We start from the raw sequence: 19,713 nt of genomic DNA on the forward strand, positions 1-19,713 counted from the left end.
TGGTCGGCCAGCTCGCGGTCTCGTTGCTCTTCGGCTTTTTGCTGCTGCGTTTCCCCCAGGAGCGCACAGGGCTGACTCCGGGGTCGACTCAGGTCAGTTTCATCCGCGATATTGAGACCTTTGATATCGCAGTTGGTGGTGCAGTGCTGGGCACCATCCTCTTCCTCATCTTCGTGTACTTCCTCATCGCTGCATGGTCCAATGCGGTGAACCTCACCGATGGCCTTGACGGCTTGGCTGCCGGCTCGATGTCGCTGGTCATGTTCGCGTACACGTTGATCACGTTCTGGCAGTTCCGCAATTCCTGTGCAGAGTCGCCAGGGGCTGGTTGCTACGACGTGCGTGATCCATTGGATCTGGCCGTGCTCTGCGCGGCTGGTCTTGGCGCCTGCATTGGCTTCCTCTGGTGGAATGCCGCCCCGGCGAAGATCTTCATGGGTGATACCGGTTCGCTGGCTCTTGGTGGTCTGGTCGCTGGTATCTCGATCGCCAGCCGCACCGAGGTGCTGATGGTCGTCATTGGCGCGCTATTCGTCATGGAGGCCGCATCGGTTGTCATCCAGGTCATCGTGTTCAAGTCCACTGGTAAGCGAGTGTTCCGCATGGCACCGTTCCACCACCACTTTGAAAACGGTGGTTGGGCGGAGACCACAGTGGTCATTCGCTTCTGGGTCATTTGCGCACTCGCAGCCGTCATCGGTCTGGCTGTCTTCTACGCTGAGTGGCTCACCACAGCAGGGGTGAGCTTGGCATGATCGACGCCCTCGTTCCTGGCCCCGTGCTCGTTGCTGGTGCCGGTGTTTCCGGTCTAGGCGCAGCGAAATTGCTGGCGCAGACGCAGCTTTCATTCGCGGTTGCTGATGATGATGCGGCCAAGCTCGAAAAGGTGAAAGAGTCAGTCGCTGGTGCGGGCCATCGTTTCCTCGGTGGGCTTTCTACCGCGCAAGCAGCTGAGGATGCCTCCTCTTTTCCCACTGTTGTGACATCGCCTGGTTGGCGTCCGGATTCACCTTTGCTGGTCACCGCACGTGATGCTGGCTGTGAGGTGATTGGGGATGTCGAGCTGTGTTACCGCCTGGACAAAGCAGGTGTGTTCGGTGCGCCACGTGATTGGTTAGTGGTGACCGGAACGAATGGGAAGACCACTACGACTGGCATGCTCGCTGCAATCATGCAGGAAGCAGGAACGTATACCGGTAAGCGTGCAGTGGCATGCGGAAATATCGGTGTTGCTGTTGCAGATGCACTCACAGATCCGCAGCGGGTGGATGTTCTCGTTGCTGAACTATCCAGTTTTCAGCTGCATTGGTCCGACACGCTCACACCGAATGCTGGTGTATTACTCAACCTGGCTGAAGATCACATTGATTGGCACGGTTCTTTCGCGGCTTATGCAGAGGCTAAAGCAAAGGTCTTTTCCAGTTCAGTTGCTGTCGCCGGTATCGATGATGCGGAAGTAGCGAAATACGCCGCGGAAGCGAAGCATTCACGCAAAGCACCGATCGTGGGTTTCACCCTGGGAGCACCGGAGGCAGGGCAAGTCGGCATTGTTGACGGGACGATCGTCAGCCGTATCGGCGCGCTTTCCGGAACTGAAAATTCGGCAGCGGATTCCGCAGTTGAGATCAGCCCGGTCGATGGAATTGAACCAGCAGGGCAAGCGGGCGTGTTGGATGCCCTGGCTGCCACAGCAGTCGGCGTGACACAGGGCGCATCCCCGGAACAGATCCACTGTGCGCTCCACAGCTATAAAGTTTCTGGCCACCGCGGTGCAGTCGTGCACTCTTCTGGTGGCATCGACTGGGTAGACAATTCCAAAGCCACCAACCCACACGCAGCAGATTCCGCGCTGCGTGGTTCTGGTGACGGCAAGATCGTCTGGGTAGCGGGCGGCCAGCTCAAAGGCGCTGACGTAGATGAACTTGTTGCGGACCACGCGCACCGTTTCCGTGCGGTGGCATTGCTGGGGGTGGACAGGGAAGAGATTGCACGCGCCGTCGATAAGCATGCCCCTGAAACTCCCGTCTTCGTGACTGAGAGCACCGACCCCGAAGAAGCAATGAAACATGTCGTTGCTTTTGCTGCGCAGCACGCGCAGCCGGGGGACACGGTGATTCTCGCTCCGGCCGCTGCAAGCCTGGATATGTACTCCGGAATGGCGCAACGAGGAAATATCTTTGCGGCATCCGCGCGCGCCCTCGACGGAAATAGCGATGCTTAAGGCAGTGTGAGAGACGATGACCACAGCAGCTCAGCGCCGACCACGGCCAGACAAGCCCCGTAAGCCGCAAGCGAAGCAAGCGCCGCGGCCCGCTTCTGCGCGTTCGCGTGGCACAGGTCAGTACACCTCAGGCATGGCGCGTGCGCTGTCTCGCATGAATGCGTGGATGGATAGTCGTCCGTTGCTGGATTACACGATGGTGCGCACGATCGTGCTCGTGCTTGCTGGCCTCGGCGTGGTCATGGTGACCAGTTCTTCAATGACGTGGTCGGCTTTGAATGATCAGTCTGTGTGGGCACAGCCGTTCAAGCAGGTCATTGTTGTCACAATGGGTCTGTTCGCATTCTGGCTGGCTTTGCAGATTCCGCCTGAGCGGGTGAGAAAGTTCGCGCTTGTGCTCATGGCCATTTCTGTCCTGCTGCTCATCGCGGTGCTCATTCCCGGCATTGGTACCGGTCGCGCGGAAGTTGGCTCCCAGTCCTGGATCTATATTGCTGGTTTTCAGCTGCAGCCTTCAGAGGTGGCCAGGGTTGCTATCTGTGTGTGGGGTGCATCGATCCTGGCTAATAAGGATCCGCGCCGTCCGCTGGAGATGACCAATGGGTTTGTGCCATTCGCGTTTGTCGCTGTCGTATGCATATTGCTCATCGGTTTGCAGGGCGACCTCGGCATGGCGGTGTCGTTCTGTATCGTCGTCGCTTTCGTCCTTGTTTTCGCTGGCATCTCGTGGAAGTTCATCGGTGTGGTCGGTGCCTTCGGTGCTCTGCTGTTCGTCGGTGTGATGGCAGCTGGCGGATTCCGCTCGCAGCGTTTCCATGTTTACTTCGACGCGCTGTTCGGCCATTTCGAAGACACTCGTGGTGTGGCTTTCCAGTCGTACCAAGGCTTCCTCTCGCTTGCCGATGGCTCACTCTTCGGCGTTGGCCTCGGCCAGTCCCGCGCGAAGTGGTTCTACCTGCCGGAGGCGAAAAATGACTTCATCTTCGCCGTGATCGGTGAGGAGCTCGGTCTGTGGGGTGGCGCACTGGTAATCATCTTGTTCACCATGCTGCTCTTCTTCGGACTGCGCACCGCACGCCTGGCAGCGAACCAGTACCAGGCTCTGCTGGCAGCATCGGTGACCACCGGTATCGTCTCGCAGGCATTCATCAATATCGGCTACGTCATTGGTTTGCTGCCGGTCACAGGTATTCAGCTTCCGATGATCTCCGCCGGTGGTACGTCTGCTGTGATCACGCTTGGCGCAATGGGGCTGGTCGCCTCCGTGGCGCGCCATGAACCGGGCGCTGTCTCCGCGATGCAGAACTACGGTCGCCCGATGTTTGACCGCATGTTCTTCATCCGCGAACCACGTCCGTTGGAGGACCAGCAGCGCCACAACCACCCGGCGCAGAAGAAGCAAACCGCTCGGTATGGCACACCGGTCACGGCACGTCGCAGCCCGGCGCCGCAAGAACGAGCAACCGGACGCAGCAATGACCGTGGCCGTGGCCAGAGGGGGCAGCAGACTGCTCGACCCACCGATCGGAGAGCAGCTCGATCGAGCTACGATAACGCTCGCGCGAACAGGGGTCACCGAAACGGCAGTGATACCCGCCGCGCTGGATAGAAAAGGCGGTTGATTCACCCGTGACTGCACGCATCGTGGTGGCTGGCGGAGGCACTGCTGGCCACATTGAACCAGCTTTGGCGGTGGCAGAGGTGCTCCGTGATTCCTACGGCGCCGAAGTGACTGCGTTGGGCACCGAAAAGGGGCTGGAAACAACGATCATTCCTGCCCGTGGCTTCCCGCTTGAGCTCATTGAGCCAGTACCCATTCCACGTAAGAAGCCACTGAAATTGCTCGGCGTGCCTGCCAAATTGGTGCGCTCAGTGAACCAGACGCGCGCGGCGTTGAAGAAAGCTCAGGCTGACGCTGTGTTCGGCACTGGCGGTTATGTGTCTGCTTCGGCGTATCTGGCCGCAAAGACCCTGGGTATCCCGTTCTATGTGCTGGAGACGAACGCTTTGGCTGGTATGGCCAACAAGCTGGGTGTGAAGCTCGGCGGCGTGGGCTTCAACGCTGTGCCGAATTCCGGCATGGAAGGTGAAGTGCTCGGTATCCCGGTCCGCCCTGGAGTCGGCGTGGATAACGATGGTGTGAAGGCCGAACGTGGTTATAAGACGTGGAATCTCACGCCTGATCGTCCAACCGTGCTTGTTACCGGTGGCTCCCAAGGCGCGCGCAGCATCAATATTGCGCTCGAAGGTGCGGTCGGCCGACTCGTGGCTGCCGGTTACCAGGTGCTTCACGCCTATGGGCGGAAGAATGACGCACCGCCGGCGCATGAGCACTACACCGCAGTGCCGTATATCGACGACATGGAAGCGGCATATGCCATCGCCGATGTGGTCATTTGCCGTTCTGGTGCGATGACAGTCGCGGAGAATTCTGCGGCTGGGGTTCCCGCGATCTACATTCCGCTGCCGCACGGCAACGGCGAGCAGGGCCTCAATTCTGCACACCTCGTGGAAGCAGGTGCCGCAGTGCGTATCGATGACTCCGCGTTGACCCCCGATGCCCTTGTCGATGCTGTCACCGGGATTCTTGGCCCGCATGGCACAGCTGCAAGCATGAGAAAGGTGCTCGCAGGTTCTGGTGCTGGAAACGCGGCGGAGGAAATCGCTCGCCGCATCATTGGCGAAAGGAAATCATGACTTCTGCTGCCCCCATTGATCTCTCCCGAGTCCACCTGATTGGTATCGGTGGCTCTGGCATGTCCGGCGTGGCCCGCATCCTGCTGGACCGTGGCGCAGTGGTCACCGGCTCCGATGTGAAGGACTCTCGTCCCGTGCGTGCACTGCGTGCGCAGGGCGCGACTATCGCTGTCGGCCACGCTGCTGAGAACCTGGAACTGGCTGGTCAGACACCGACGGTAGTGGTGACTAGCTTCGCGGCTATTCCGCAGGACAATCCTGAACTCGTCGCTGCAGCAGAGCATGACATCCCGGTGATCCGCCGTTCGGATCTGTTGGGCGAGCTCATGGAGGGCTACACGCAGGTGCTCTTCGCCGGTACGCACGGTAAGACGTCGACGACATCGATGGCTGTTGTCGCCCTGCAAGCAGCGGGGGAGGATCCGTCCTTCGCCGTCGGCGGTCAGCTCAACCGTGCCGGCACGAATGCACACCACGGCAGCGGGCACATCTTCGTCGCCGAAGCAGATGAATCCGATGCTTCCTTGCTGCGCTATCGCCCGAGCGTTGCTGTGATCACGAATATTGAGCCGGATCACCTGGACTATTTCGGCAGCGCGGAAAGCTACTACCAAGTCTTCGATGAATTCGCCGACCGCTTGCCCGATGATGGCACGCTGGTCGTGTGTCTTGATGATGATGCAACGGTGCGTTGCGGTCTTCGTGCAGCAGAACGCGGCATCACCGTGCTGGGCTACGGCACGGCCGAGGCAGCTGCGCGCCATCCGGAGATCCCAGCGGGTGCTGTTGTCACGGATGAGGTCTTGCAAGGTCATGTCACCGAGATCGTCGTAGAACTAAAAACCGCTGAAACAGCTGGCACCGTGAGCTATCACCTCGCGCTGCCGGGGCGCCATATGGTGCTCAACTCTGCAGCAGCACTGCTTGCTTGTGCAGTCGCAGGAGCAGATCCACGCAAGCTCGCCGAAGGGCTCAGTGGATTCACCGGTGTGCGTCGTCGCTTTGAGCTCCGCGGGGAGATCACCGCAGGACTGAATGCAGGAACGCGGGTCTATGACGATTACGCGCACCACCCGACAGAGGTCCACGCAGTGTTGTCTGCTGCGCGCGGCAAGGTCGAATCCGAAGGTGAAGGCGCACGCGTCGTGGTCTGCTTCCAGCCACACCTGTATTCGCGCACGCAGACATTCGCGAAGGAATTCGCTGAGGCACTTTCGCTTGCCGACGCCGTCGTGGTCCTCGACATCTTCGGCGCCCGCGAAGCACCTGTGGAGGGAGTTGACTCCCGCATCATCACCCAGCACATTGCTGATGCCACCAAGGTCATCTATGACCCCGATTTCTCCCACGCACCGATCTCTGTTGCATCGGTAACACAGCCAGGTGATGTTGTGATCACGATGGGGGCAGGCACCGTGACCATGCTCGCGGATCCGATCTTGGAACGCCTCGCCGGTGCAGATGCATCAGTTGACGGTGGGGAAGTGGATGAGTGATGGCTACCGCCGATTCGTCGAAAAGCTCTAGCCGTGATGGGCACCGTGGTTACAGTGCGCCAAACCGCGGTAACCGTGTGCGCCAGGGACTTCCGTGGCGGCGCATCTTTATGGGTGCTGGCGTGGGCCTGGTGGTGCTCGCTGTGCTTTGGGCAATCATCTACTTCACGCCACTTTTCTCGGTGAAGAATGTCACCGTTGAGGGCAATGAGCATATCGACGAAGAAGCGGTAGTCGCCGCAGCCGGCGTCCCCCAAGGCACGCCACTCGCGCAGGTAAATATGCGTGAAACGGCTTCCAACGTCGTTTCCATGCCATGGGTGAAATCAGCGACTGCCAACCGGAAATGGCCATCCACGATCACTTTGAAGGTTGAAGAGAACGTGGCTGTCGCTTACCTGAATGGATCAGACGGAACACACCTGATTGATCAGGAGGGCAAAGAATTCGCGGTAGACACTCCTCCTGAGGATGCGGTGGAGCTGAAAGGTGCCGCTGATTCCGATGAAGCTGTGCGCAAGGATGCGGTAGAAATCGCCGCTGCGCTCAGCGAAAAAGCACGTGGGGCAGTGGAGTCGATTGAGGCCAGCTCCAAATACGAGTTCGTCTTGCACCTGGCTGAAGACAAGACAGTGGTGTGGGGAGCAAGCGAAGACAACGCAAATAAAGCGCTCGCGCTCGACACCGTATTGCAGCGTGAAGGCCGCGAATTCAACGTGACTAACCCACACCAAATCACGGTGAAGTAGAGGTGGGCTGCTAAAACCCCAGGTCACCAACCCTAAAGTAAAGGTTGAGGGTACCGACACGCCGAAAAAATTCGCCGAAATGTCGTCCATGTTGGCCATGATGGGAGACGTCTTGAACAAACCCATGTCCCCGTTATTTGAAAGGCGAGCACACACCCATGACCTCACCTAGCAACTACCTCGCCATGATCCGCGTCGTCGGTGTCGGCGGCGGCGGTGTCAACGCTGTGAACCGCATGATCGAAGAGGGTCTGAAGGGTGTCGAGTTCGTTGCCATCAACACCGACTCCCAGGCACTCCTGTTCACCGATGCGGACACCAAGCTTGACATTGGCCGCGAAGCCACCCGCGGTCTCGGAGCTGGTGCTAACCCGGAGGTAGGTCGTACCTCCGCCGAGGACCACAAGCAGGAGATTGAGGAATCCCTCAAGGGTTCCGACATGGTCTTCGTTACCGCTGGCGAGGGCGGCGGCACGGGTACTGGTGCCGCGCCGGTTGTTGCAGGCATCGCTAAGAAGATGGGCGCTTTGACCATTGGTGTGGTCACTCGTCCGTTCTCGTTTGAGGGCAAGCGTCGTACCCGCCAGGCGCTCGAGGGTATTGAGGCGCTCAAGGAAGTCTGTGACACCGTCATCGTCATTCCGAATGACCGTCTGCTGCAGCTTGGCGAGGCCGACCTGTCCATGATGGAGGCCTTCCGCGCTGCCGATGAGGTGCTCTACAACGGTGTTCAGGGTATTACCAACCTGATCACCATCCCGGGCATGATCAACGTCGACTTCGCTGACGTTCGCTCTGTCATGGCTGATGCTGGTTCCGCTCTCATGGGTGTTGGCTCTGCACGTGGCGATAACCGCGTCATGGCAGCTACCGAGCAGGCCATCAACTCTCCGCTGCTGGAGACCACCATGGAGGGTGCCAAGGGCGTGCTCATCTCCGTTGCTGGTGGCTCGGACCTGGGCCTCATGGAGGTCAACAACGCAGCTTCCATCGTTGAAGAAAAGGCTGATGATGACGCAAATATCATCTTCGGCACCATTATCGATGACAACCTGGGCGACGAGGTCCGCGTGACCATCATTGCTACCGGCTTCGACGAGAAGGCTAATGCCCGTCCGCAGGCTCAAGACCAGGGTCAGGCTGCTGATCAGCCCGTTGCAGGCGAGTCCGCTCAGGTGCCGGTTTCCCCGACTGCAGCAGAGGAGACTCCGACCCCGGCTCCGCAGTCTGGTTCCCTGTTCGAGTCCTCTGAGCGTGAAGAGGGCGCCTCCGCTGAGGAATACTCCCCGCGTCACCGCTACGACGACACCCGTGGAGGCCTGTTCACCAACCAGGAGCGCGAGCGTGACTACGACCGCGACTACCGCCCGTCCCGTCGCTACGAGGACACCCGTGGTGGCAACAATGATGACCTCGACGTGCCCGACTTCCTTCGGTAGTAGCCTTGGGTGTCATGATTGACACCACCAGCCGCCCCGTCCGCATGCTGTTCACCAGCCGTGCGGGCGGGGTTTCTGCGTCGCCATATGAATCATTCAACCTCGGCGGACATGTTGGCGATGATGAACAAGCAGTAGCAGCGAATCGCCAACGCCTCGCCGATATCGCTGGGCTTGATGCCGAGCGATTCGTGTGGATGGAACAGCTGCACACCAACAATGTCACTGTTGTCGATGGCCCCCAGTCCAGCCCGGTTGAAGCCACCGATGCGGTGGTGACCACCGCAGAAAAGCTCGCGCTGTGCGTGCTCGTCGCCGATTGTGTGCCAGTGCTTTTGGCGGACCACAATGCCGGTGTGGTGGCTGCGGCTCATGCAGGTCGGTTGGGTGCGCGCAATGGGATTATTCCGCGCACAGTAGAGAAGATGTGCGAGCTGGGAGCGACTCCCGCGAATATCCAGGTGCTGCTCGGCCCCGCTGCTGCCGGTGAATCCTATGAAGTGCCACAGGACATGGCTGATGATGTGGAACAGCACCTGCCGGGGTCTAAAACACGCACCAAGAAAGGCACCGCTGGACTGGATATCCGCGCCGGCCTCGTCCGCCAGTTGCTTGGGCTCGGTGTCACTCACATTGATGCGGATCCACGTGACACTGTCACTGACAAGACTTTCTTCTCGTACCGGCGCGAAAAGACGACCGGACGCCAAGCCGGAGTTATTTGGCTGACAGGTCAGAACGGAAAGGGGAACTAATGGCCGCTATTGATGTGGGGATCACGGATGCACGTCGTGCAGAGATCACTGAGAAATGGAAAGCGCTGCAAGCAGACGTTTGCGATGCGGAGACTAGATCTGGGCGCGAACCTGGCAGTGTCACTATCTTGCCGGTGACCAAATTCCACCCGGCATCCGACGTTGCCATTTTGGCTGAGCTCGGCGTCGAACTGGTCGGGGAGAACCGCGAGCAGGAAGCCCGCGGCAAAGTTGAAGAACTCGGCAATGCTGGCGTGGACATGCACTTTGCCATGATCGGTCAGATCCAGTCCAAAAAAGCCAATGCGGTGGCGCGTTGGGCAAGCGAAGTTCACTCGCTCGATTCGGTCAAACTCGCGCAAGGGCTTGACCGAGGCATGGGGCTAGCGCTTGAGCGCGGCGACCGGACAACTGATCGGCTTCCATGCCTGATCCAGCTCTCCTTCGACAACGACGCTGCACGCGGAGGCGTCCCACACGATGACGCAGCACTCGTTGAAGAAGTGGTCAATGCGGTCGAAGAGGCTGAGCACCTGGTTTTCGACGGCTTCATGGTCGTCCCACCTATCGAAGCGGACCCGGGGCAGGTGTTTGAGGCGTCGAAAAGCATTCGCGATGCCTTTGCGGAAAAGCTCGGCCGTAGCCTGCGCTTGTCTGCTGGCATGTCTGGAGATTTTGAAGAAGCAATTGCGCACGGTTCAACTGTCGTGCGTGTCGGAACCGGCCTGCTCGGAGCGCGACCCGTAGGCTGACGAACAACGCTAAAACAACTCCAAAAAATAGCCCGCGAACAGGAGACTTACGCGCATGTCCTTCTCTAACAGCCTCAAGGAATTCTTCGGCCTTGGCCAGTACGATCCGGCCGTCGACCCGTACTACGACGACCCGGCGTACGAAGAAGCTGGCTCGAACACGTACTCCCGTTCGCGTGAGTCCTACGAGCCGCGCGACTACTCCGCAGCCATCATCAGCGTTCGTCCGCGTAACTACAACGACGCCAAGGAAATCGGCGAGCCGTTCCGCGATGGCGATGCTGTTGTGATGGACCTGTCCAACGTGGACAAGCCGACCGCAATGCGTCTGATCGACTTCGCTGCCGGCCTGTGCTTTGCTGCCCGCGGCAAGATGCACAAGCTGTCCCGCACTGGTGATGAGCACCTCGTGTTCGCCATCGTCCCGGAGAACGCACGCACCACCGTTAGCGAACTCGAGCGCGCAGCTCACATCCGCTAATTCAACTGAACGAAGCGTCTAGGTAGGGTTGGTTTCCGTGAATATGCTCGGTGCCGTCCTGTACTCAATCGTCGGTCTGTACACCTTCATGGTGATCGTGCGACTGATCATCGAAATGATCCAGTCGTTCTCCAAGCACTTCGCCCCACCGCGTTGGTTCATGGTGGTCGCTGAAGTCTTCTTCGTGGTGACAGATCCGCCGATCAAATTTCTGCGTAAATTCATCCCGCCACTACCCCTTGGTGGCGTGGCACTGGATGTCAGCGTGATCGTGCTTTTCCTGGCGCTTGCCATCCTGCAAGTTCTGATTCGCGCCTTTTTGCTCTAATTGAGCAATCTCTTCGCGGGAAAACTTACCCTCCAGTAAATATTGAGGGTATAACTACTGTCAGCTAGGCTTTAAGCCTAGACCGTGCCACACGCCCGTACGGGGCTGGCAAATAAACGTCATTACTTGAAGGGAACGCAAATGCCGCTGACACCAGCTGACGTGCACAATGTCGCTTTCAGCAAGCCGCCGATTGGCAAGCGTGGCTACAACGAAGACGAGGTCGACCAGTTCCTCGATCTCGTTGAGGACACTCTCGCCCAGCTGCAGGATGAGAACGACGATCTGCGCGCACGCCTTGAGGAGCAGGGCTCCGGCGCTAGCGCTCCGGCTGCCGCATCCTCCGGCAAGGTGGACGAGCGCGCTATCCGCCAGGAGATCGAGGCGAAGCTGCGCAAGGAATACGAAGCTCGCCTGAACGATGCAGAGAACGAGGCAAAGGCTGCTCGTTCCCGTGCAGAGGCCGCTGACGCGGAGATCCGTGCTGCCCGCGAAGAGGCCGCGCAGGCACGCAAGCAGGCAGAGGGCAATAAGGCTGGGGCCACCCAGCAGCAGGCTGCAGCAGCGTCCGCTGCTCAGCAGCAGCCGAAGACCACTGGTGAGGCTCATGTCCAGGCAGCACGTGTGCTCGAGCTGGCTCAGGAGACCGCAGATCGTCTCACCCGCGAGGCAGCAGAAGAGTCCCAGCGCGTTTCTGAGGAAGCACGCACCAAGGCGTCCACCCAGGTCGCTGACGCTGAGAAGAAGGCTGCGCAGACCACCCAGGCTGCGGAGCAGCGTGCTAACCAGCTCGTCAGCGATGCAGAGCGCAAGGCTGAGGAGACCACCAACGAGGCGAACTCCCGTGCCGAGGCTCAGATCCGTAAGGCTGAGGAGCAGGCAGCCAAGCTGCAGAGCGACGCTGAGCGTAAGCACACCGAGATCATGAACACGGTGAAGCAGCAGCAGACTGCTCTCGAGGCACGCATCGCAGAGCTGCGTACCTTCGAGCGCGAGTACCGCACCCGCCTGAAGACCCTGCTGGAGTCCCAACTGGAGGAGCTGGAGACTCGCGGTTCGTCTGCTCCTGGCGGCGACGCAAACCAGAAGTAGTTTCCACCTAACTGCCGGCTTAAGGCAGGCAGGAAACACTAAACCCGCCCCATTGAGGGCGGGTTTTTCTATGTGTGGCTAGAATGGCCCATGTCAGAACCAGACACGCAGTGATCCGGCCATCACCGGGGAGCGTTTCCGGAAGAACAGCCTGCTTAGTGCATGCCCAGTAGAACCGGACGTGACCAAAGGGATACGTCAATCCTTCACCACAATGAAGTGGGGTTTCCTACCTTCAGGGAACCCAAGCAGGGTGGTACCGCGCGGAGTTACCGCGTCCCTGCACAACGATGTGTGTGGAGGAACTATGGCAGATAAGCAAGGTGTCGGCCACGTCTACCCCAAGGTGGACATGACCGGAGGTTCGTCGAAGTTCCCGGAGATGGAACAGATCGTCCTGGACTACTGGGACAAAGACGCCACTTTCAAGGCCAGCCTGGAAAACCGCAAGGACTGCGAAGAATACGTCTTCAACGACGGCCCGCCGTTTGCTAACGGCCTGCCGCACTATGGCCACCTGCTGACGGGGTACGTCAAGGACATCGTTCCACGTTTCCGTACCATGAGCGGCTTCCACGTCCCTCGCGTTTTCGGTTGGGATTGCCACGGCTTGCCCGCGGAACTTGAAGCAGAAAAGCAGCTGGGTATCACCGACAAGTCCCAGATCGAGGACATGGGCCTGGCACAGTTCAACGAATACTGTGGCAAATCCGTCATGCACTATGCCGACGAGTGGGAGGACTACGTCACCCGTCAGGCACGCTGGGTGGATTTTGAAAACGGCTACAAGACGATGGACCCCGAGTACATGGAGTCCGTCATGTGGGCGTTCAAAGAGCTCTACGACAAGGGTTTGATCTACCAAGGCTTCCGCGTCCTTCCGTATTCCTGGGCCGAGCACACGCCGCTGTCCAACCAGGAGACACGCCTTGACGACGCATACAAGGAGCGCCAGGATCCGACGGTCACCGTCACGTTCCCCATCAAGGACACCAAGGGGCACGATGAGCTTGCCGACGCCGCGTTCATCGGCTGGACCACCACCCCCTGGACGACTCCGTCGAACCTGGCTCTAGCAGTCGGCCCGGAGATCGAATACTCGCTCGTCCGTGTGGGCGAGGACTCTTCAGTGCCTGAATTCGCAGGTGCCAAGTTGGTCCTGGCATCTGATCTGATCAAGGCATACGCGAAGGAGCTGGGGGAGAACCCCGAGGTGCTGGCCACCTACCGTGGCGCTGAGCTCGAGGGCATCACCTATGAGCCACTTTTCGACTACTTCGCGGATCAGCCAAATGCTTTCCAGGTGCTGCTCGCTGATTACGTCACCACCGAGGACGGCACCGGTGTCGTCCACCAGGCTCCCGCCTTCGGTGAAGACGACATGATCACCTGTGAGAAGTACGGCATCGACATTGTCATCCCGGTAGATGCGGACGGCAAGTTCACCTCGCTCGTCCCTGAGTACGAAGGCTTGCTCGTCTTCGATGCGAACCGTCCGATCATCCGCGACCTCAAGGCTCGTGGTCGTGTTGTGCGCGACCAGGTGATCGTCCACTCGTACCCGCACTCCTGGCGCTCCGGCGAGCCGCTGATCTACATGGCTCTGCCTGCATGGTTTGTGAAGGTCGTGGACATCCGCGATCGGATGGTTGAGCTGAACCAGGAGATCGACTGGATCCCGTCCCACATCCGCGACGGCCAGTTCGGCAAGTGGCTCGAGGGCGCACGCGACTGGAACATCTCCCGTACCCGCTACTGGGGGTCCCCGGTGCCAGCGTGGGTTTCCGATAACCCGGAGTACCCGCGTGTGGATGTCTACGGCTCGCTCGACGAGCTCGAAGCTGATTTCGGTGTTCGCCCGAAGTCGCTACACCGCCCGTACATTGATGAGCTGACCCGTCCGAACCCGGATGACCCGACTGGCAAGTCGACCATGCGTCGTGTCCCGGACGTGTTGGACTGCTGGTTCGAATCTGGATCCATGCCGTTCGCGCAGTACCACTACCCGTTTGAGAACAAGGAAGAATTCGACACCCGCCAGCCCGCGGACTTCATCGTCGAGTACTCCGGCCAGTCTCGCGGTTGGTTCTACGTGCAGCACGTGCTGTCCACCGCACTGTTCGACCGCGTGGCGTACAAGCAGGTCGTTGCCCACGGCATCGTTCTGGGTTCCGATGGCCAGAAGATGTCCAAGTCCAAGGGCAATTACCCGAATGTCAACGAGGTCTTTGACCGTGATGGCTCGGATGCGATGCGCTGGTTCCTCATGTCCAGCCCGATCCTGCGTGGTGGCAACCTAATCGTCACCGAGCAGGGCATTCGTGATGGCGTGCGCCAGGCGATCCTGCCGATCTGGAATGCATACAGCTTCCTGCAGCTCTACTCGGATCGCGATGCCCAGTGGGATACCAGCTCGGATAACGTGCTGGACCGCTACATCCTGGCCAAGCTGCACGACACGGTGAAGAACACCAAGGGCGCTTTGGATGCGACGGATATCTCTGGTGCGTGCGAGGAGATCCGTCTCTTCGCCGATACCCTGACCAACTGGTACGTCCGTCGTTCCCGCGACCGCTTCTGGGCAGGCCAGGAGGAGCACCCGGAGGCATTCAACACGCTCTACACCGTGCTTGAGGTTCTGGCTCGTACCGCTGCGCCACTGCTGCCGTACATCACCGAGGTGATGTGGCGTGGTCTGACCGGTGAGCGCTCCGTGCACTTGACGGATTACCCGAATGCGGAGGACTTCCCAGCTGACGATGAGCTCGTCGCGGCAATGGATGCCACCCGCGCGGTCTGCTCTTCTGCTTCCTCGCTGCGTAAGGCGAAGAAGCTGCGTAATCGTCTGCCGCTGCCGTCGCTGAAGGTTGCACTGCCTGAGGCTGACAAGCTCGCCCCATTCGAAGCAGTGATCCGTGACGAGGTGAATGTGAAGAATGTGGAGCTGACCCAGGACGTCGACTCCGCTGGTTCCTTCGAGGTCGTCGTTAATGCGAAGGTCGCTGGTCCGAAGCTGGGCAAGGACGTCCAGCGAGCCATCAAGAATGTGAAGGCCGGCAACTACGTGCACGACGGCGAGAATGTCGTTGTGGACGGCGATCTGGTGCTCACCCCGGATCTGTACACCGAGCGCCTCGTCGCAGCTGACCCGGATTCCACCGCGCGCGTTGAGGACATGGACGGTCTTGTCGTTCTGGACACCACCCTCACCGAGGAACTCGAGGCTGAGGGCTGGGCCGCGGACGTTATCCGCGGTCTGCAGGATGCCCGCAAGAACGAGGGACTCGAGGTCTCCGACCGTATCACCGTCACCCTTCACGTCCCTGGGGACAAGGAAGAGTGGGCGAACCGTCACGCGGACCACATCGCTGCGGAGACCCTCGCGACCTCGTTCACCGTCACCACCGACACCGATGAAAACGGCCACAAGGTGCTCGACGGGGTCACCGCGAATGTGTCGAAGCACAGCTAAGTAGTCCTCGCTTACGCCAAACACCTATTCCAGAACACCTATTTTCAAGGTCACGGAGATCGACTCCACGACAGTGACCTTGAAAATAGGGGTTTAGGAATAGGCGTTTGTTTTATTGCAGCCGGGGACCAGGCCGCAACAGGAACCTGACCTGCACTCACCGAGCATTCCGACCTAGGCTGGAGTAACTATGTCTCGTTGGGTGTTGCACATCGACATGGACGCTTTCTACGCGTCCTGTGAGCAGCTGACCCGTCCCACGCTGAAAGGGCGACCGGTGCTGGTCGCCGGTGTGACGGGGCGGGGAGTGGTCGCTGGGGCGAGCTATGAGGCTCGTAAATACGGTGCGCACTCGGCGATGCCTACCTACCGGGCCGTGCAGCTGGTTGGTTCCAAGGCAGTGCTGGTCTCACCGCGCCGGTCCGTGTATACCACGGCATCGCGCCGGGTCTTCGGGATCATTGCGCGTCGGGTGGATATCGTCGAGCAGCTCTCCATCGACGAGGCCTTTCTTGAACCACGTGAGCTCGTTGGCGCAACGCCGGAGGAAGTCGAGCAGTGGGCCAATGAACTGCGTGAAGAGATTCGCAGAGAAACAGGTTTGCCCAGTTCGATTGGTGCGGGCACAGGTAAGCAGTACGCGAAAATCGGTTCTGGCCTGGCAAAACCGGATGGCACGTTCATCATTCCGCGGGAGAAGCAGACGGAGATCCTCCACCCGCTTCCCGTGGGTGAGCTGTGGGGCGTAGGTCCCGTCACGGCCAACAAACTCACGGGCATTGGGGTGGAGACCATCGGTGATTTCGCGGCGATGAATGAGCGCGAAGTCGAAGTCGCGCTCGGCGGGGTAGTGGCCAAGCAATTGTGGACACTCGCGCGCGGCGTCGATGACCGTGAAGTGGCTCCGCGCGCGGAATCGAAGCAGATCTCTGCCGAACACACCTATCCACGCGATCTGACCACGAAAACTGAGGTCGAGGCAGCCATCAGGCGCGCGGCAGAAGGAGCACACAAGCGCTTGCTTATCGACGGCCGTGGTGCCCGCACCGTCACCGTTAAACTCAAGATGGCCGATTTCCACATTGAGTCACGCTCCAGCACCCTGACGTATGCCACCGATGACCTGGACACGCTGACTGCAGCAGCTTTCCGGATTGCGCGTTATCCGGATGAACTGGGGCCGATCCGTCTGGTCGGGGTGGGCTTTTCCGGATTGGAAACGGTGATGCAGGAAGTGCTTTTCCCCGAGCTGGATCGGGCACATCTTCCCGAGCCGCAGTCAGGTGAGATCTTGCCGGTGATTCCAGCAGGGACACGGTCATGGGTGGCCACGCAGGACGTGCACCATGATGAATTCGGCCATGGGTGGATTCAGGGAGCAGGCCATGGCTTTGTCACAGTGCGGTTTGAAACACGTGCAACAGGACCTGGTCCCGTGAAGAACCTGCGGGCTGATGACCCAGCGCTCAACCCGGCTGACCCGGTCGAGTCACTGGCGTGGGAGGAGTGGCTTCAGATTGAGGAAGACCCATTGGCAGACGAAGCTGAGCAATGACACCGCCACCCGGCTTCGGCGCAAGGTTGAGGGAGCCATTGTGGGAGGTGGCAATGGCGCTAACAAGCGCGAGTCCAAGCCCATGCCCTGAACCGGAGATGCGGTTGGTGCCGCGCGCGAAAGGCTCTTTGAGCTGGTTTAGCTGCTCTGCGGTGAATGCGGGTCCGTCATTAGATACCTCGATGGTGGCGTATCCATCTGCTTGATTGACACGAAGCTGGGTCGAGTCTTCGGTGCCGTGGATTTCAGCATTGCGCAGCAGGTTGTCCACTGCTTGACGGATTAAAATCTCATCGCCAGTGATCATGATGGGGGCTGGGTGGGAGCCAGGACAGACATCGGTGAGATTGAAAACCGCAAGATTCGGTGTCTGTGCGCGAGACAGATCAAGCAATGCTGAGACGGTCTCGGAACTGCGGCTATTCACCGTCCGGATATTGGTGAGCGCCGTCCGCATTTCTGCTTCGGTGGAATCTGGTGCCAGTGCCACATCTGCCACGGTCTGAATCGTGGCGATCGGGGTTTTCAGCTCATGCGAGGCATTGGCTGAGAAGCGCTGCTGGCTGGCCAGGGAAGCAGCCAGAGAATCCAGCATGGTGTCCAGAGCATTGGCCAGGTCACCGACCTCGTCCGGTGCGCCGGAATAACCCGTGCGTTGGTTCAGATTGCCGGCAGTGACCTCGCGGGCGGATTGGGCGATGCCGGAAAGGGGAGTGATCACCCAACCAGCAACGAACCAGCCGATGGCACCGGCCAGGGCAGTGAGGACCGCGAGCGTAGTCAAAGAAACAGTGAGCACGACCTTCAAAATGTCGTCGGTGACTGGCACTGCACCTGTGATCGCCGCATCGCCGGGAAAGACCGCCTCGAAGGGCACTGGAGTCAGCTTCAAATAGGCGTACATCACCGCGATGAGAATGCTGCCGACACCAGCGACGGTGAGGACGAAGAGCAGGGTAATGCGTGCGCGCAGGCTCATTGCTGATCCTCCGTATCAGGGATTGCCACAAAATAGCCTTCGCCGGGACGGGTGTGAATGATCCACGGCTCGCCCAGTTTCCGGCGCAAATACGAAATGGTCACGCGGGGTGAGTTGGTGAAGGGATCGGCATTGGCATCCCAAGCCTCCTCGAGGAGTTCTTCGGCAGACAACACCGCACCGTCAGCCTCCATGAGCACCTGCAGGACAGCGAACTCCTTCGGAGAGAGATTGATTTCTTCACTACCGCGCAGCACGCGCTTGCGGGTCTCATCCAGGCGCACATCGCCACAGACCAGAACTGAATTGCGTTGCGCTGAAGACCGCCGAGCAAGTGCAGTCACTCGTGCGATCAGCTCGGGTAATTCAAAAGGCTTGGGCAGGTAATCATCGGCGCCGAGTTGGAAGCCACTCAAACGATCATCGAGTGTGCCAGCTGCGGTGAGCATGAGTACCCGGATGTGCGGGTAGTCAGCCACGATCCGTGCACAGATGTCATCGCCATGCACTCCTGGCAGGTCACGGTCGAGGACTATTACGTCGATTTCTGTCGCGTGGGAGAGGAGGTAATCAAGGGCCACGGTGCCGTCGTAAAGCGGATGCGTGTGGAAATTCTCCCTGCTCAGCGCGGTCGAAATGGCGTCGGCAAGAATGGTCTCGTCTTCGACGATGAGCACGCGTGCAGTCATGTTTTTTGATCTTAACGCTCTCGCAACATCGCCTTGCATAACGTTTGGGTCATGCCAAAACGGATAGTTGGAATTGATGTGTGCCGCGGAATCGCCTTAGTCGCGATGATGGCTGCGCACCTGACCGTCACGGGTGCGAACACTATCGGGATCACCGGACAGTTGTTGTACGGATTCCCGGCCGCGCTCTTCGCATTCCTTGCGGGAGTGTCCATGAAGCTCATGGCGCGCACCGCCGGGGCATTGCAGTTCACCGTGCGCGGGCTGGCACTGATTGTGCTGCATTTTGCGCTCGTGCCCTTCGGCGGCGACATCACGATCGTTCTGCTTCCCATTGGCATCAGCATGATCGCACTCGGCTGGATCACGGACTGGGATCCGCGTGCGAAGGGTGTGCTGTTCATCGGACTGACTGTGGTCTCGGGCCTGATCTATCAGTTCGGACTTGAGCCGTGGGTCCTGTTCGGTCCGCCGTACCCGCTGGTGATGTGGGCAGCGCTCATGATCGCAGGAATGCTCACCGAAGAAGTCATTCTGCCGTCGCGTGGTGCGATATTCGCCAGCGCGGCGGGCGGCGCTGTGATCGCTGTTGTGGTCCTGTTCGTACGCATGAACTATGTCGTGCCCTCTGCCTGGTTGGAGCCCAATGGCCACACTGGCGGCGTGCTGGATATTGCCGGTTCGGTGGGCATGTCGCTCGCGGTACTGGGGCTCTGCAGTGTGGTTTCGCGTTCGTTCGTGCTCGGCCCGCTCGGCGCGATGTCGCTGACGGTGTACTGCCTGCACATTCTCACCGCGCAGTGGTTGAACTTCCCCGTCAGCGTCGTGCTCACCGTCGGATTCGCCATCGTGTGGTCGGCCTTCTTCCGTCGTGGGCCGATGGAAGCGGCTGTGCGCTGGTGCATCGAAAGCGCCACCAAAGCAGCTGCGTACCTATCGCGTGCTTCGGCTTAAACCTCCCATTTTCTCGTTCCTTTAACTCGCTCCCTTTCAAGAACTCATAAGGAG

The 19,713-nt window shown here is 59.6% G+C and carries 17 protein-coding genes; 15 read left to right on the plus strand and 2 right to left on the minus strand.

What is annotated here, in order from left to right; all coding sequences use genetic code 11:
* The 14 genes from mraY to Q0X21_RS06565 form a co-directional block, all read left to right on the plus strand.
* The coding region (gene mraY, locus Q0X21_RS06500) for a phospho-N-acetylmuramoyl-pentapeptide-transferase (protein WP_297851034.1) at positions 1-755 on the plus strand (755 nt) is incomplete at its 5' end.
* The gene (gene murD / locus Q0X21_RS06505; protein ID WP_297851035.1) at positions 752-2,221 is read left to right on the plus strand and encodes a UDP-N-acetylmuramoyl-L-alanine--D-glutamate ligase; all 1,470 of its coding nucleotides are present in this window, start codon (positions 752-754) and stop codon (positions 2,219-2,221) included. The genes mraY and murD, both read left to right, overlap by 4 nt.
* 133 nt (positions 2,222-2,354) lie before the next feature.
* Positions 2,355-3,830, plus strand: a complete 1,476-nt coding sequence (locus Q0X21_RS06510) for an FtsW/RodA/SpoVE family cell cycle protein (protein ID WP_297851061.1) — start codon at positions 2,355-2,357, stop codon at positions 3,828-3,830.
* 20 nt (positions 3,831-3,850) lie between these two features.
* Positions 3,851-4,918, plus strand: coding sequence for a glycosyltransferase (locus Q0X21_RS06515; RefSeq protein ID WP_297851036.1), 1,068 nt, complete (start codon positions 3,851-3,853; stop codon positions 4,916-4,918).
* A complete protein-coding gene (murC, locus tag Q0X21_RS06520) occupies positions 4,915-6,414 on the plus strand; it encodes a UDP-N-acetylmuramate--L-alanine ligase (protein WP_297851037.1) in 1,500 nt (499 codons plus the stop codon). The genes Q0X21_RS06515 and murC overlap by 4 nt, the downstream gene beginning before the upstream one ends.
* Positions 6,414-7,163 (plus strand): cell division protein FtsQ/DivIB, encoded by a 750-nt coding sequence (locus tag Q0X21_RS06525; RefSeq protein ID WP_297851038.1) that lies wholly within the window; start codon positions 6,414-6,416, stop codon positions 7,161-7,163. The genes murC and Q0X21_RS06525 overlap by 1 nt, the downstream gene beginning before the upstream one ends.
* A 158-nt stretch (positions 7,164-7,321) precedes the next feature.
* Positions 7,322-8,602: a cell division protein FtsZ gene (gene ftsZ, locus Q0X21_RS06530; protein ID WP_297851039.1), complete on the plus strand. Its 1,281-nt coding sequence runs from the start codon at positions 7,322-7,324 to the stop codon at positions 8,600-8,602.
* Positions 8,603-8,616: 14 nt separating this feature from the next.
* The gene (gene pgeF / locus Q0X21_RS06535; protein ID WP_297851040.1) at positions 8,617-9,357 is read left to right on the plus strand and encodes a peptidoglycan editing factor PgeF; all 741 of its coding nucleotides are present in this window, start codon (positions 8,617-8,619) and stop codon (positions 9,355-9,357) included.
* Positions 9,357-10,109, plus strand: a complete 753-nt coding sequence (locus Q0X21_RS06540; RefSeq protein WP_297851041.1) for a YggS family pyridoxal phosphate-dependent enzyme — start codon at positions 9,357-9,359, stop codon at positions 10,107-10,109. The genes pgeF and Q0X21_RS06540 overlap by 1 nt, the downstream gene beginning before the upstream one ends.
* A 55-nt stretch (positions 10,110-10,164) precedes the next feature.
* A complete protein-coding gene (locus Q0X21_RS06545) occupies positions 10,165-10,590 on the plus strand; it encodes a cell division protein SepF (protein WP_297851042.1) in 426 nt (141 codons plus the stop codon).
* 43 nt (positions 10,591-10,633) lie between these two features.
* Entirely contained in the window at positions 10,634-10,918 is a 285-nt protein-coding gene (locus Q0X21_RS06550) for a YggT family protein (RefSeq protein ID WP_297851062.1), read from the plus strand.
* Positions 10,919-11,059: 141 nt separating this feature from the next.
* A complete protein-coding gene (locus Q0X21_RS06555; protein WP_297851043.1) occupies positions 11,060-12,010 on the plus strand; it encodes a DivIVA domain-containing protein in 951 nt (316 codons plus the stop codon).
* Between the two features lie 307 nt (positions 12,011-12,317).
* Positions 12,318-15,482 (plus strand): isoleucine--tRNA ligase, encoded by a 3,165-nt coding sequence (ileS, locus tag Q0X21_RS06560; RefSeq protein ID WP_297851044.1) that lies wholly within the window; start codon positions 12,318-12,320, stop codon positions 15,480-15,482.
* 190 nt (positions 15,483-15,672) lie between these two features.
* Positions 15,673-17,037 (plus strand): DNA polymerase IV, encoded by a 1,365-nt coding sequence (locus tag Q0X21_RS06565; RefSeq protein ID WP_297851045.1) that lies wholly within the window; start codon positions 15,673-15,675, stop codon positions 17,035-17,037.
* Here Q0X21_RS06565 and Q0X21_RS06570 read toward each other — a convergent pair.
* Complete coding sequence (locus Q0X21_RS06570; protein ID WP_297851046.1) at positions 16,949-18,016, minus strand: HAMP domain-containing sensor histidine kinase; 1,068 nt, start codon at positions 18,014-18,016, stop codon at positions 16,949-16,951. The genes Q0X21_RS06565 and Q0X21_RS06570 overlap by 89 nt on opposite strands.
* Complete coding sequence (locus tag Q0X21_RS06575) at positions 18,013-18,705, minus strand: response regulator transcription factor (protein ID WP_297851047.1); 693 nt, start codon at positions 18,703-18,705, stop codon at positions 18,013-18,015. The genes Q0X21_RS06570 and Q0X21_RS06575 overlap by 4 nt, the downstream gene beginning before the upstream one ends.
* Positions 18,706-18,756: 51 nt before the next feature.
* Here Q0X21_RS06575 and Q0X21_RS06580 point away from each other — a divergent pair, with 51 nt between their 5' ends.
* The gene (locus Q0X21_RS06580) at positions 18,757-19,659 is read left to right on the plus strand and encodes a DUF418 domain-containing protein (RefSeq protein ID WP_297851048.1); all 903 of its coding nucleotides are present in this window, start codon (positions 18,757-18,759) and stop codon (positions 19,657-19,659) included.
* Positions 19,660-19,713: the final 54 nt, after the last annotated feature.

It is taken from the genome of uncultured Corynebacterium sp. (assembly GCF_947253065.1).
Lineage (GTDB): Bacteria > Actinomycetota > Actinomycetes > Mycobacteriales > Mycobacteriaceae > Corynebacterium.

Excerpts from the sequence above, each read along its gene's own strand:
- Q0X21_RS06565 (WP_297851045.1), top strand. The coding sequence starts at position 15,673 with ATGTCTCGTTGGGTGTTGCACATCGACATGGACGCTTTCTACGCGTCC.
- murC (WP_297851037.1), top strand. The coding sequence starts at position 4,915 with ATGACTTCTGCTGCCCCCATTGATCTCTCCCGAGTCCACCTGATTGGT.
- ileS (WP_297851044.1), top strand. The coding sequence starts at position 12,318 with ATGGCAGATAAGCAAGGTGTCGGCCACGTCTACCCCAAGGTGGACATG.
- Q0X21_RS06555 (WP_297851043.1), top strand. The coding sequence starts at position 11,060 with ATGCCGCTGACACCAGCTGACGTGCACAATGTCGCTTTCAGCAAGCCG.
- Q0X21_RS06510 (WP_297851061.1), top strand. The coding sequence starts at position 2,355 with ATGGCGCGTGCGCTGTCTCGCATGAATGCGTGGATGGATAGTCGTCCG.
- Q0X21_RS06570 (WP_297851046.1), bottom strand. The coding sequence starts at position 18,016 with ATGAGCCTGCGCGCACGCATTACCCTGCTCTTCGTCCTCACCGTCGCT.
- ftsZ (WP_297851039.1), top strand. The coding sequence starts at position 7,322 with ATGACCTCACCTAGCAACTACCTCGCCATGATCCGCGTCGTCGGTGTC.
- Q0X21_RS06550 (WP_297851062.1), top strand. The coding sequence starts at position 10,634 with ATGCTCGGTGCCGTCCTGTACTCAATCGTCGGTCTGTACACCTTCATG.
- Q0X21_RS06540 (WP_297851041.1), top strand. The coding sequence starts at position 9,357 with ATGGCCGCTATTGATGTGGGGATCACGGATGCACGTCGTGCAGAGATC.
- Q0X21_RS06525 (WP_297851038.1), top strand. The coding sequence starts at position 6,414 with ATGGCTACCGCCGATTCGTCGAAAAGCTCTAGCCGTGATGGGCACCGT.
- Q0X21_RS06580 (WP_297851048.1), top strand. The coding sequence starts at position 18,757 with ATGCCAAAACGGATAGTTGGAATTGATGTGTGCCGCGGAATCGCCTTA.
- Q0X21_RS06575 (WP_297851047.1), bottom strand. The coding sequence starts at position 18,705 with ATGACTGCACGCGTGCTCATCGTCGAAGACGAGACCATTCTTGCCGAC.
- murD (WP_297851035.1), top strand. The coding sequence starts at position 752 with ATGATCGACGCCCTCGTTCCTGGCCCCGTGCTCGTTGCTGGTGCCGGT.
- Q0X21_RS06545 (WP_297851042.1), top strand. The coding sequence starts at position 10,165 with ATGTCCTTCTCTAACAGCCTCAAGGAATTCTTCGGCCTTGGCCAGTAC.
- pgeF (WP_297851040.1), top strand. The coding sequence starts at position 8,617 with ATGATTGACACCACCAGCCGCCCCGTCCGCATGCTGTTCACCAGCCGT.